This is a genomic window from Mycobacterium sp. TH-M116 (assembly GCF_057473685.1).
Genome location: NZ_JBYCLC010000208.1, coordinates 1 through 12,033, shown reverse-complemented (window position 1 = coordinate 12,033; position 12,033 = coordinate 1). Strand labels below are relative to the sequence as shown.

12 protein-coding genes and 1 pseudogene are annotated in these 12,033 nt (G+C 70.7%); 10 read left to right on the top strand and 3 right to left on the bottom strand.

Translation table 11 applies throughout. The features are described from left to right. Together AC2VOK_RS10620 and AC2VOK_RS10615 are read left to right on the top strand one after the other, a co-directional pair. Nucleotides 1-1,587: primosomal protein N' (locus AC2VOK_RS10620; RefSeq protein WP_428900431.1), on the top strand; the 1,587-nt coding region annotated here is incomplete at its 5' end. 141 nt (nt 1,588-1,728) lie between these two features. Further along, on the top strand, nt 1,729-2,217 hold the full coding sequence (locus AC2VOK_RS10615; protein ID WP_428900430.1) for a MarR family winged helix-turn-helix transcriptional regulator: 489 nt from the start codon (nt 1,729-1,731) through the stop codon (nt 2,215-2,217). Here AC2VOK_RS10615 and AC2VOK_RS10610 read toward each other — a convergent pair. Continuing rightward, a pseudogene (locus AC2VOK_RS10610) lies at nt 2,133-2,501 on the bottom strand (hypothetical protein); the annotation flags it as partial. The gene AC2VOK_RS10615 and the pseudogene AC2VOK_RS10610 overlap by 85 nt on opposite strands. Before the next feature lie 112 nt (nt 2,502-2,613). Here AC2VOK_RS10610 and fmt point away from each other — a divergent pair. From fmt to ribD, 4 genes are all read left to right on the top strand, one after another. Continuing rightward, nucleotides 2,614-3,546 carry a methionyl-tRNA formyltransferase gene (gene fmt / locus AC2VOK_RS10605; RefSeq protein ID WP_428900429.1) on the top strand — a complete coding sequence of 311 codons (933 nt, stop codon included), beginning with the start codon at nt 2,614-2,616 and terminating at the stop codon, nt 3,544-3,546. Beyond that, a complete protein-coding gene (locus AC2VOK_RS10600) occupies nt 3,543-4,925 on the top strand; it encodes an RsmB/NOP family class I SAM-dependent RNA methyltransferase (protein ID WP_428900428.1) in 1,383 nt (460 codons plus the stop codon). The genes fmt and AC2VOK_RS10600 overlap by 4 nt, the downstream gene beginning before the upstream one ends. Nucleotides 4,926-5,010: 85 nt before the next feature. Next, the gene (gene rpe, locus AC2VOK_RS10595) at nt 5,011-5,721 is read left to right on the top strand and encodes a ribulose-phosphate 3-epimerase (RefSeq protein WP_428900427.1); all 711 of its coding nucleotides are present in this window, start codon (nt 5,011-5,013) and stop codon (nt 5,719-5,721) included. Beyond that, nucleotides 5,718-6,743 (top strand): bifunctional diaminohydroxyphosphoribosylaminopyrimidine deaminase/5-amino-6-(5-phosphoribosylamino)uracil reductase RibD, encoded by a 1,026-nt coding sequence (ribD, locus tag AC2VOK_RS10590; protein ID WP_428900426.1) that lies wholly within the window; start codon nt 5,718-5,720, stop codon nt 6,741-6,743. Before rpe ends, ribD begins: the two co-directional genes overlap by 4 nt. 5 nt (nt 6,744-6,748) lie before the next feature. Here the strand turns inward: ribD and AC2VOK_RS10585 are convergent, their stop codons facing one another. Then, nucleotides 6,749-8,305 (bottom strand): MFS transporter, encoded by a 1,557-nt coding sequence (locus AC2VOK_RS10585; protein ID WP_428900425.1) that lies wholly within the window; start codon nt 8,303-8,305, stop codon nt 6,749-6,751. Then, nucleotides 8,302-9,006 (bottom strand): LppX_LprAFG lipoprotein, encoded by a 705-nt coding sequence (locus tag AC2VOK_RS10580; RefSeq protein ID WP_428900424.1) that lies wholly within the window; start codon nt 9,004-9,006, stop codon nt 8,302-8,304. The genes AC2VOK_RS10585 and AC2VOK_RS10580 overlap by 4 nt, the downstream gene beginning before the upstream one ends. Before the next feature lie 84 nt (nt 9,007-9,090). Here AC2VOK_RS10580 and AC2VOK_RS10575 point away from each other — a divergent pair, with 84 nt between their 5' ends. From AC2VOK_RS10575 to AC2VOK_RS10560, 4 genes are all read left to right on the top strand, one after another. Further along, nucleotides 9,091-9,705 carry a riboflavin synthase gene (locus AC2VOK_RS10575; protein ID WP_428900423.1) on the top strand — a complete coding sequence of 205 codons (615 nt, stop codon included), beginning with the start codon at nt 9,091-9,093 and terminating at the stop codon, nt 9,703-9,705. Between the two features lie 94 nt (nt 9,706-9,799). After that, nucleotides 9,800-11,080: a bifunctional 3,4-dihydroxy-2-butanone-4-phosphate synthase/GTP cyclohydrolase II gene (locus tag AC2VOK_RS10570; protein WP_428900422.1), complete on the top strand. Its 1,281-nt coding sequence runs from the start codon at nt 9,800-9,802 to the stop codon at nt 11,078-11,080. Nucleotides 11,081-11,087: 7 nt separating this feature from the next. Continuing rightward, nucleotides 11,088-11,570, top strand: coding sequence for a 6,7-dimethyl-8-ribityllumazine synthase (ribH, locus tag AC2VOK_RS10565; RefSeq protein WP_428900421.1), 483 nt, complete (start codon nt 11,088-11,090; stop codon nt 11,568-11,570). Further along, nucleotides 11,567-12,028 carry a PH domain-containing protein gene (locus AC2VOK_RS10560; RefSeq protein ID WP_421530706.1) on the top strand — a complete coding sequence of 154 codons (462 nt, stop codon included), beginning with the start codon at nt 11,567-11,569 and terminating at the stop codon, nt 12,026-12,028. The genes ribH and AC2VOK_RS10560 overlap by 4 nt, the downstream gene beginning before the upstream one ends. Nucleotides 12,029-12,033: the final 5 nt, after the last annotated feature.

Below are 12,033 nucleotides of genomic sequence, written 5' to 3'. Positions count from 1 at the left end.
CGCGGCGGGCAGTTCCTGGGTGCCCTGGCCCAGGCGCGTGCCGCCCGCGCGGTCTGGCAGGCGCTCCCGGGGGAGGCGTGGGCGGACCGATTCGCCGAGGCCGCCGCGCAGGCCGTCCGCGTGGGCCGGGCGGTGCTGGCGATAGTTCCCGACCAGCGGGACCTCGACGCGCTGTGGGCGGCCGCGACGGCGCTGATCGACGAGGGCAGCGTGGTCGCACTGTCGGCGGGCCTGGGACCGGCCGCCCGGTACCGGCGGTGGTTGGCGGCGTTGCGTGGCACCGCGCGGCTGGTGATCGGTACCCGCAGCGCCGTGTTTGCGCCGCTGAGCGACCTGGGCCTGGTCATGGTGTGGGCCGACTCCGACGACAGCTTGGCCGAGCCGCGGGCGCCGTATCCGCACGCCCGCGAGGTGGCGATGTTGCGGGCGCACCAGGCACGTTGCGCGGCGCTGATCGGCGGCTATGCCCGCACCGCCGAAGCGCACGCGCTGGTGCGCAGCGGCTGGGCACACGACGTGGTGGCAGCGCGTGCGGTGGTACGCGCCCGCACCCCGCGGGTGGTGGCCCTCGACGACAGTGGCTACGAGGACGCGCGCGACCCCGGGGCGCGTACCGCTCGCATCCCATCGGTCGCGCTGCGCGCCGCCCGCGCGTCGCTGCAGTCCGGCGCGCCGGTGTTGGTCCAGGTGCCGCGGCGGGGCTATGTCCCGTCCCTGGCCTGCGGCCGCTGCCGCGCCATTGCCCGGTGCCGGCACTGCACCGGGCCCCTGTCCCTGGCCGAGTCACCGGCAGAGCCACCGCAGCGCAGCGGGTCGACTGCCGTGTGCCGCTGGTGCGGCCGCGCCGAGCCCGCACTGCGGTGCGCCCGCTGCGGCTCGGGGTCGGTCCGCGCGGTCGTGATCGGGGCGCGGCGCACCGCCGAGGAACTCGGCCGTGCCTTCGCAGGAACGCCGGTCATCACTTCGGCCGGAGACGCGATCGTGCCGGAGGTCGATGCTCGACCGGCCCTGGTCGTGGCCACGCCGGGCGCCGAACCCAGGGCACCCGGCGGATATGGGGCGGCGCTGCTGCTGGACACCTGGGCTTTGCTGGGCCGCCAAGATCTGCGTGCCGCCGAGGATGCCCTGTGGCGCTGGATGACCGCGGCCGCGCTGGTGCGCGCCCGCGGCGGCGGTGGTGTGGTGGCGGTGGTTGCCGATTCGTCCATCTCGACGGTGCAGTCGCTGATTCGCTGGGACCCGGTCGGCCATGCCGAGGCCGACCTGACGGCCAGAACCGAAGTCGGGTTGCCGCCCAGCGTGCACATGGCCGCGATCGACGGGCTTCCCAGGGCGGTTGCGGCGTTGCTCGACGAGGCCCGCCTGCCCGAGGGCGCCGACGTGTTCGGCCCGGTGGAGCTGCCGCCTGGTGCGCGGCGCCCCGCGGGTATCGCCGCCGGCATGCCGGTGACCAGGATGCTGGTGCGCGTCCCCCGCGAGCAGGGTCTGCAGCTGGCGGCCAGCCTGCGGCGCGGCATCGCTGTGCTCAGTGCCCGGCAAGCTCACGAGCCGGTGCGAGTCCAGATCGACCCGCTGCACATCGGGTGACCGGAAGGCGACGTCCTGAATCGATAGTTCGACCGGACAACCCTGACAACAATGTGCCAGGACGAAGTTTGGGGGCTGTTAAAATTCGCTATTTCTTCAGCCGGCGGCGGCTCGTAGGAACAGTCGGAAATGGGTGGCACGATGGCAAAAGACGATCTGAAGACCGCCGACGAGTCACTGGATGTGATCACCGACGCGTTGCTGACGGCTTCCCAGCTGTTGGTTGCCGTATCGGCCCGCTCGATCGGGCGAGTCGACGAGACCATCACCATTGCGCAGTTCCGGACCTTGGTGATCCTGGCCAATCGGGGCCCGGTCAACCTGGCCACGCTGGCCGGACTGCTGGGAGTGCAACCGTCGGCGACCGGCCGGATGGTCGACCGCCTCGTCGCCGCGGGGCTGATCGACCGGTTGCCGCACCCGACGTCCCGGCGCGAACTGCTGGCCGCGACGACCACGCGTGGGCGCGAGGTCGTCGCCCGGGTCACCGCCTACCGGCGCGCCGAGATCGCCGCGATCGTGGAAAGGATGCCGCCCCGGGAGCGTCACGGCCTGGTGCGGGCCTTGACGGCGTTCACCGCCGCCGGCGGGGAACCCGACGCCCACCTGGACGTGGACGTGGAGCTGTAGGCAACGGTACGGCCGCCCGTACCGGCTGCGGCTCCGCGCTTGTCTGCGTTGACCAGCAGGTATTCCCACTGCACGGCACCGTCGGCGAGGTATCGCTGTGCCAGTTCGACGAGCTGGGCATCGAGGCGTACGCCACGATCGTCGGTCCATCGGCGTTCCCGCCTCCGCAGAGCCGCGGGGAACACGGACGGCGACAGGCACGGCCGGTACGGCCTGATGGTGGCCGGCATCCGGCCGAAGAAGCCTTCGGGGGCCCAGCTGATGACACCGATGTGGACACCAGGATGTGGCGGTTGGGGATGGTGGTGTCGAGAGTCATCAGACCTCATGAGAACGCAAGGAATGGGCTACGTGCGCGAGTGAAAGCTGCAGGGTGTCCTTCCCTACACTGTGCCCGTGCGCCTTGTCTTTGCCGGCACCCCCGAACCCGCGCTGCCTGCGCTACGCAGCCTCCTCGACTCGCCCCGGCACGAGGTGGTCGCCGTGCTGTCCAGGCCTGACGCGGCGTCCGGCCGGCGCGGCAGGCTCGAGCCCTCGCCGGTGGCCCGCGAGGCGCTCGACCGGGGCGTCCCGGTGCTGCGGCCCGCGCGGCCCAACTCCGCGGAGTTCGTCGCCGAACTGGCCGAGTTGGCGCCGGACTGTTGCCCAGTGGTGGCCTACGGCGCGCTGTTGGGCGAGGGCCTGCTCGCGGTGCCCGCGCACGGCTGGGTCAACCTGCACTTCTCGCTGCTGCCTGCGTGGCGCGGTGCGGCGCCGGTGCAGGCCGCTGTCGCTGCGGGCGACACCATCACCGGCGCGACCACCTTCCAGATCGAGCCGAGCCTGGATTCCGGGCCGATCTATGGTGTCGTCACCGAGACCATCCAGCCGACCGACACCGCCGGGGACCTGCTCGAGCGCCTGGCCGTTTCGGGTTCGGCGCTGCTGTCCGCGACGCTGGACGGCATCGCCGACGGAACACTGTCGCCGCGGCCGCAACCCGCTGAGGGGATCAGCCTGGCACCGAAGATCACCGTCGAACAGGCCCGGGTGCGCTGGGATCTGCCGGCGCCGGTGGTGGAACGGCGCGTCCGTGCCGTCACGCCCAGCCCGGGCGCCTGGACGCTGATCGGCGACCTGCGCATCAAACTCGGACCGGTGCGCCTCGCCGGCGACGCGCCGAAACCGTTGTCGCCGGGCGTCATTCACGTCGACCGTAAAAGTGTCTGGATCGGTACCGGCACCGACCCGGTGCGGCTCGGCCGGATCCAGCCGCCCGGTAAGAAACTCATGGACGCGGTCGACTGGGCGCGGGGAGCCCATCTCGAGCCCGCCGCGCGGGCGTCATGAGCCCGCCCCCGCAACGGCGCCGGCAACGCCGCCGGCCGCTGGACCCGGCGCGTGCCGCCGCGTTCGAGGTGTTGCGCGCGGTGAGCCAGCGCGATGCGTACGCGAACCTGGCCCTGCCCGCGCTGCTGCGGGAACGCGGTATCAGCGGGCGCGACGCCGCGTTCGCCACCGAGCTGACCTACGGCACCTGCCGGGCCCGGGGCCTGCTCGACGCGATCATCGGCGCGGCGGCCGGGCGTTCGCCGGACGTGATCGATCCGGTGCTGCTCGACCTGCTGCGCCTCGGCGCCTATCAGCTGCTGCGCACCCGGGTCGACGCGCACGCCGCGGTGTCCACCACCGTCGAGCAGGCCGGCATCGAGTTCGATTCCGCGCGAGCGGGGTTCGTCAACGCCGTGCTGCGCACCATCTCCGGCCGCGACGAGAAGTCCTGGACCGACGAGCTTGCTCCGGACCCGGCCAAGGATCCGGTGGGGCATGCCGCGTTCGTGCACGCCCACCCCCGCTGGATCGCGCAGGCCTTCGCTGATGCGCTGGGAGCGGCCGCCGGGGAACTCGACGCGGTGCTGGCCGGCGACGACGAACGGCCCCAGGTGCACCTGGCGGCCCGCCCCGGAGCGCTGACCGCCGCGGAGTTGGCCGAGGCGGTGGGGGGCACCGTCGGTCGGTACTCGCCGTACGGGGTGTACCTGCCGGGCGGGGATCCCGGCGGGCTGGCGCCGGTGCGCGACGGCGCCGCTCTGGTCCAGGACGAGGGCAGCCAGCTGGTGGCGCGCGCGCTGGCGCTGGCGCCGGTTCCCGGCGACACCGGGCGTTGGTTGGACCTGTGCGCGGGGCCGGGCGGCAAGACGGCGCTGCTGGCGGCGTTGGGTGCCGATCAGGCCGGGGCCCGCGTGACGGCGGTGGAGCCGTCGCCGCGGCGCGCCGACCTGGTCGCCGAGAACACCCGCGGCCTCCCGGTGGACGTGGTGCGGGTCGACGGACGGGAGAGCGGGCTGGAGCCGGGCTTCGATCGGGTACTCGTCGACGTGCCGTGCACCGGGCTGGGCGCCCTGCGGCGCCGCCCGGAGGCGCGGTGGCGGCGGCAGCCGGCCGACGTGCCGGTCCTGGTCAGGCTGCAGCGCGAGCTGCTGGTCGCCGCGATCGCGCTGACCCGCCCCGGCGGTGTGGTCCTGTACGCGACGTGTTCGCCGCACCTGGCCGAGACGGTGGGCGTGGTCGCCGACGCCCTGCGCCGTCATCCGGTGAGCGCGGTGGACGCCCGGCCGTTGTTCGAGCCCGTCGCCGGGCTGGGGGACGGCCCCCACGTGCAGCTCTGGCCGCACCGGCACGGCACCGACGCGATGTTCGCGGCCGTGCTGCGCCGCGAAGCGGGGTAGCACGATCGCGACACGGCGATCCAGCCGCGGCCGTGCTGCGCCGCCTGGCGTGAGGCCTGGCGCAAGGCTGCGTAATCTGTCGCTCATGCCTCTCTTGTCCGGGCCACCGGAACGGCCCTTGATCGCGCCGTCGATCCTGGCCGCTGATTTCGCCCGGCTCGCCGACGAGGCCGCCGCCGTGCCCGGCGCCGACTGGTTGCACGTCGACGTGATGGACAACCACTTCGTCCCGAACCTCACGGTCGGCCTGCCCGTGGTGGTAGACCTGCTGGCCGCCGCGACCATCCCCATGGACTGCCATCTGATGATCGACGATCCCGATCGCTGGGCGCCCCCGTACGCCGAAGCCGGGGCGCACAACGTCACGTTCCACGCCGAGGCCACCGGCAATCCGGTCGGGGTGGCGCGCGACATCCGCGCCGCCGGCGCCAAGGCGGGCATCAGCGTGAAGCCGAAAACCCCGCTCGATCCCTATCTGGAAATCCTGCCGCACTTCGACACCCTGCTCATCATGTCGGTGGAGCCGGGTTTCGGCGGCCAGCGGTTCATCCCCGAGGTGCTCGGGAAGGTGCGCGCGGTGCGCAAGATGATCGACGCGGGGGAATTGACAATTCTGGTGGAGATCGACGGTGGCATCAACGAGGACACCATCGAGCAGGCCGCCGAGGCCGGCGTCGACTGCTTCGTGGCGGGTTCGGCGGTGTACGGCGCGGACGACCCGCAGGCCGCGCTGGAGGCGCTGCGCCGGCGGGCCGGCGCAGCGTCCCCGCACCTGCGCGCGGTAAAGAGATCATGAGCGGCGAACAGGTCAAGAGCATCGACGAGGCCATGCGCATGGCCATCGAGCAGTCCTACCTCGTCAAGGGCAGCACCTACCCGAACCCGCCGGTCGGGGCCGTGATCGTCGACCGCGAGGGCCGAGTCGTCGGCGTCGGCGCGACCGAGCCGGCCGGTGGCGACCATGCCGAGGTGGTGGCGTTGCGCCGGGCCGGCGGACTGGCGTCCGGCGGCATCGCGGTGGTGACGCTCGAGCCGTGCAACCACTTCGGGAAGACCCCGCCGTGCGTGAACGCCCTCGTCGAGGCGCGAGTGAGCGCGGTGGTCTACGCCGTCACCGATCCCAACGGGATCGCGGGCGGCGGCGCGGGCCGGCTGCAGGCGGCCGGCGTGCAGGTGCAAGCCGGCGTACTGGCCGACCAGGTGGCGGGCGGCCCGCTGCGGGAATGGCTCTACAAGCAGCGGACCGGGTTGCCGCATGTGACGTGGAAATACGCCAGCAGCATCGACGGGCGCAGCGCCGCCGCCGACGGGACGAGCCAGTGGATCTCCAGCGACGCCTCGCGGCTGGACCTGCATCGCCGCCGCGCCACCGCCGACGCGATCGTCGTCGGAACCGGCACGGTGCTGGCCGACGACCCCGCGTTGACGGCCCGGGGCGCCGACGGCCTGCTGGCGCAGCGACAACCGCTTCGGGTGGTGGTGGGCCTGCGCGACCTGCCCTCGGAGGCCAAAGTGCTCAACGGCGACTCACGCACGATGCTGATTCGCACCCACGATCCGATGGAAGTGCTCAAGGCGGTCTCGGACCGCACCGACGTGCTGCTGGAGGGTGGCCCGACGCTGGCCGGCGCGTTCCTGCGGGCCGGGCTGGTCAACCGGATCCTCGCCTACCTGGCACCGATCCTGCTGGGTGGCCCCGTCACAGCGGTCGGTGACGTGGGGGTGCCGACCATCGCGCGCGCGCTGCGCTGGCAATTCGACGGGATCGACCGGACCGGACCCGATCTGGTGCTCAGCCTGGTGGCACGCGGTGACTGACCGGGTCAGCCCTTCACCGGGGCGACGGCCTGCTCTTCGGTGAGTTCGGGTTCGTCGGCCTGCTCGGATCTGCCGCCGACCAGTAAACCCAGCAGCGCGCCCACGACGCAGATGATCGCCGTGACCTTGAAGATGTCGCCGTACATCATCGCGAACGCCTTCAGATACAGGGTGGCCTGCGCGGCAACCCGTTCGAACAGCGTCGCGTCGGGCGGGATCGTGGCCGTCAACCCGGCCACGATCCGGTTGAACCGGTACAGACCCCAGGCGCTCAGCGCCGCGACGCCGATCAGCATGCCCGTCTGCCGGGCCACCACGACGGCTGCCGAGGCGATGCCGTGCTGGGAAGACGGCACCACCCGAAGCGCCGCAGAGGTCAGTGGGCCGATCACCAGGCCGAGCCCCAGCCCGGCCACCAGCAGGTCGGCGTGCAGCACCGGCACGTGGAACAACCCGAGAATGTGGTGCTGCTGATCCAGCACATCTTGGCGCCAGTAATGGATCAGCCAGTAGCCGCAGGCGGCGATCATCAGCCCGATGAACGCCATCGCACGGTCGCCGGTCCGGGTGGCGATCCACCCGCCCAGCACCGCCCCGACCGGCAGTGCGATGAGGAACCACAAAAGCAGGCCGGCCGCGCGCGCCTGGTCCATTTGCAACACCCCCTGGCCGAACAGCTCCACGTTCACCAGGGTCACCATCAAGGCTGCGCCCGCGGCCACCCAGGTGCCCAGCGCGGCCAAGAAGGGCCGGAAGTGCACGCCTTCCGGTTCGATCAGCCGGGTCCGGGAGAAGCGCTCCCAGAGCAGGAAAAGCACCGCGACCACGACTGCGGCGAGCACCAGCGGCGGCCCGTAGGGGGGCAGTATTTCTTTGCCGTCGGGTTGGGGGTTGTACAGGCCGATGATCGCGAGGCCGAGTGTGACGGCGAGCAGAACCCCGCCGACCAGGTCGATCTTTTCGGGATTCTGCACGCGCTGGTGTCGCGGCAGGCTGAATTGGATCATCACCATGGCGATCAAGGTGAGCGGAACATTGATCCAGAAGACATCGCGCCAGTCGTGGAACAGCCAGACGATAAAGATCCCGTAGAGCGGCCCCAGCACGCTGCCGAGTTCCTGGGCGGCGCCGATGCCGCCGAGCACGCCGGCGCGGTTGCGTTCGGCCCACAGGTCGGCTCCCAGCGCCAGCGTGACGGGCAGCAGCGCGCCGCTGGCCACACCCTGGATGGTGCGGCCGCCGATCAGCATGTGGAAGTCCCCGAAATGTCCGGCCAGCGCGGTGACAACCGAGCCGACGATGAACAGGGCCAGGCTGATCTGCAGCACCAGCTTGCGGCCGAACCGGTCGGAAGCCCGGCCCAGCAGCGGCATGGCGGCGATGTAGCCCAACAGGTACATCGTGATGATCCAGGTGATTCGCTGGAGCTGGTTGATGGGGATGCCGACGTCGCGCATGATGTCGCGCATGATGGTGATCACGACATAGGCGTCCAGGGCGCCCAGCAGCACCGCCAGGCTGCCCGCGCCGATCGCGACCCGGCGCCCGGCGGCCGTGCTCACGAGCTCACCGGGGGCTTGCTGACCTGAACCGTCTCGCCCCACTTCGACAGCGTCATCTGAACCGCGTTGCCCGCGCTCTTCTGCAGGCTGGCCCGCACCAGTTCGTGTTCGCCGTTCTCCTGGATCCAGACCGTCGCCGGGACCGGACCCGACGCACCGAAGGGCGGCGCGATCTTGTTGACCGCGTCGGCGGTGACGTTTCCGCTGATACGGATCGTGGTCTGCCCGTCGATGGTGTCGCGGCCCTCGGCCTTGGCGTCGCTGAAGTTCGACAGCGCGTTGGCCAGGCCGGACTCGGGACTGAGGATCACCGAGACGTCGTAGATATCGGACGCTTTGCCGAAGTCGCTCCATTTGTTGGGCGTGAGCGTGGCGTACAAGTTCCCGTCGACGACGATGAAGTCGGCGTTGATGTCCGAGCCGGCGAGGGTGAGCGTGGTGTTGCCGCTCGCGGCGGTGGCCGGCGAAGTGGTGAGGTCACCGGTGAGGTTCTTGATGGGCATCCCCGGGACCTTGCCGGTCACCGTCAGCACCAGGTGGGCGCTCTTGACGTCCTTGGTGGTCTGGGTGGACTGCTTGATCAGGGTGTTCGCGTCCGGCAGTGGCCCGCCGCTGGGTTTGGATCCCGACGAACAGCCGACGATCAGGGCGGCGGCGATGCTGAGCGATGCCAGGGCGGCCAACAGGCGGCGGGTCTGCATACCCTGCATCGTAGAGGGTGACCGCGGCGCGACCGGTGCACCAGTGGGGTGTGGTTTGCCGCTCCAAGTCACTAACCTGGGGCGATGTTCACCGGAATTGTCGAGGAACTCGGGGAGGTGACCGGCCGGGACGTCCTCGCCGACGCCGCGCGCCTGACCATCCGCGGACCCTTGGTCACCGCCGACGCCGGGCACGGCGACTCGATCGCCGTCAACGGCGTGTGCCTCACAGTCGTCGAGCTGACCGGCGACGGCCGGTTCACCGCCGACGTGATGGCCGAAACCCTGAACCGCTCCAACCTCGGCGAACTCGAGCTGGGCAGCTGCGTGAACCTGGAACGGGCTGCGGCCCTGAACAGCCGGCTCAGCGGTCACATCGTCCAGGGCCATGTCGACGGCACCGGGCAGGTGGTGGCGCGCATGCCCTCCGAGCACTGGGAGGTGGTCCGGATCGCGCTGCCCGAGGCGGTGGCCCGCTACGTGGTGGAGAAGGGATCGATCACCGTCGACGGCATCTCCCTGACGGTGTCGGGCGTGGGCGCGCAGCCGCACGACTGGTTCGAGGTGTCACTGATCCCCACGACCCGTGACATGACGACGCTGGGCCGCGCGCCGGTGGGAGCGCGGGTCAACCTCGAGGCCGACGTGATCGCCAAATACGTCGAACGGTTGATGTCCACTCAGGGGCGGACCCGCTGATCAAACCGCCGCAATAACGACGCCCGTGCCGTGGTTCATACTGAGTGCAAGATCTGGGCTCCCCGCGGGCCTCACGGACAGCAAGGTAGCAGCGATGACGAAGTTGGACTCCGTCGAAAGGGCGGTTGCCGACATTGCGGCCGGTAAGGCCGTCGTCGTCATCGACGACGAGGACCGCGAGAACGAGGGCGACCTGATCTTCGCCGCCGAGAAGGCGACGCCGGAGATGGTGGCGTTCATGGTCCGCTACACCTCGGGATACCTGTGCGTCCCGTTGGACGGCGCGATCTGCGACCGGCTCGGCCTGTTGCCGATGTACGCGGTGAACCAGGACAAGCACGGGACGGCCTACACTGTCACCGTTGACGCCAAACTTGGTGTGGGGACCGGTATTTCGGCGTCGGATCGGGCGACCACCATGCGATTGCTGGCCGACCCGGACAGCGCCGCCACCGACTTCACCCGCCCGGGGCACGTCGTCCCGTTGCGCGCCAAGGACGGTGGAGTGTTGCGTCGGCCCGGTCACACGGAGGCCGCCGTCGACCTCGCCCGGATGGCCGGCCTGCGGCCCGCCGGCGCGATCTGCGAGATCGTCAGCCAGAAGGACGAGGGCGCAATGGCCCAGACCGACGAGCTGCGGGTCTTCGCCGACGAACACGGCCTCGCGCTGATCACGATCGCCGACTTGATCGAGTGGCGGCGCAAGCACGAGAAGCACGTCGAGCGCATTGCCGAGGCCCGGATCCCAACCCGGCACGGCGATTTTCGCGCGATCGGCTACCGCAGCATCTATGAAGACGTCGAACACGTGGCGTTGGTCCGCGGCGAGATCGCCGGCCCCAACACCGACGGCGACGACGTACTGGTCCGCGTGCACTCCGAATGCCTGACCGGCGACGTGTTCGGCTCGCGCCGTTGCGATTGCGGCCCGCAGCTCGACGCCGCGATGGCCATGGTCGCTCGGGAGGGCCGGGGCGTGGTGCTCTACATGCGGGGCCACGAGGGTCGCGGGATCGGCTTGATGCACAAGCTGCAGGCCTACCAGCTGCAGGATGCCGGGGAAGACACCGTGGACGCCAACCTGAAGCTCGGGTTGCCGGCGGATGCAAGGGATTACGGCATCGGCGCGCAGATCCTCGTCGACCTCGGCGTGCGTTCGATGCGGCTGCTGACCAACAACCCCGCCAAACGGGTCGGCCTGGACGGGTACGGGTTGCACATCATCGAGCGGGTTCCACTTCCGGTGCGGGCCAACGCCGAGAACATCCGCTATTTGATGACCAAGCGTGACCGGATGGGACACGACCTGGCCGACCTCGACGACTACTTTCACGAATCCGTGCATTTGCCGGGTGAATTCGGTGGTGCTTTGTGAGCCGCTTATGAGTCCCGCAGCCGGGGTGCCGGAGGTGCCGTCGCTGGACGCGTCGGGGCTGCGGCTGGCGATCGTGGCGAGTACCTGGCACAGCACGATCTGCGATGCGCTGCTGGCGGGGGCGCGCAAGGTAGCCGGCGAGTCCGGGATCGCAAGCCCCACGATCGTCCGCGTGACCGGCGCCATCGAGATCCCGGTCGTCGCCCAGGAACTTGCCCGCAACCACGACGCGGTGATCGCCCTGGGAGTCGTAATCCGTGGTGAGACACCGCATTTCGACTATGTCTGCGATGCGGTGACCCAGGGGCTGACCCGGGTCGCGCTGGACGCGTCGACGCCGATCGCCAACGGGGTGCTGACCACCAACACCGAGGCGCAGGCGCTGGACCGGGCCGGGCTGGCCACGTCGTCGGAGGACAAGGGTGCCCAGGCGACCGCGGCCGCGCTGACCACCGCCCTGACACTGCGTGACCTGCGCGCCCGGCCGTGACCGACGCATCGGGGCACGGCGACTGGGACGTCGTACTGCGCCCGCATCGCACGCTGCCATTCGTCTACGCCGCGGCGTTCCTGATCGCCTCGGCGCACATCGCAGTCGGTCTGCTGCTCAAGATCAGGTCCACCGGGGTGATCTTCCAGACGGCCGACCAGGTTGCGATGGCAACACTGGGCTTGGTCATCGGCGGAGTCGTGTTGCTGTTCGCGCGGCCGCGGCTGCGGGTGGGCGCGGCCGGCGTTTCGGTGCGCAACCTGTTGGGCGACCGGCTGATCCCGTGGCCCGACGTGGTCGACGTGTCGTTTCCGCCGGGCCACCGCTGGGCACGAGTCGACCTGCCCGACGACGAGTACATCCCGGTGATGGCGATCCAGGCCGTCGACAAGGAACGCGCCGTGGCGGCCATGGACACCGTGCGGTCTCTGCTGGCCCGCTATCAACCCGACCGGTGAGGACG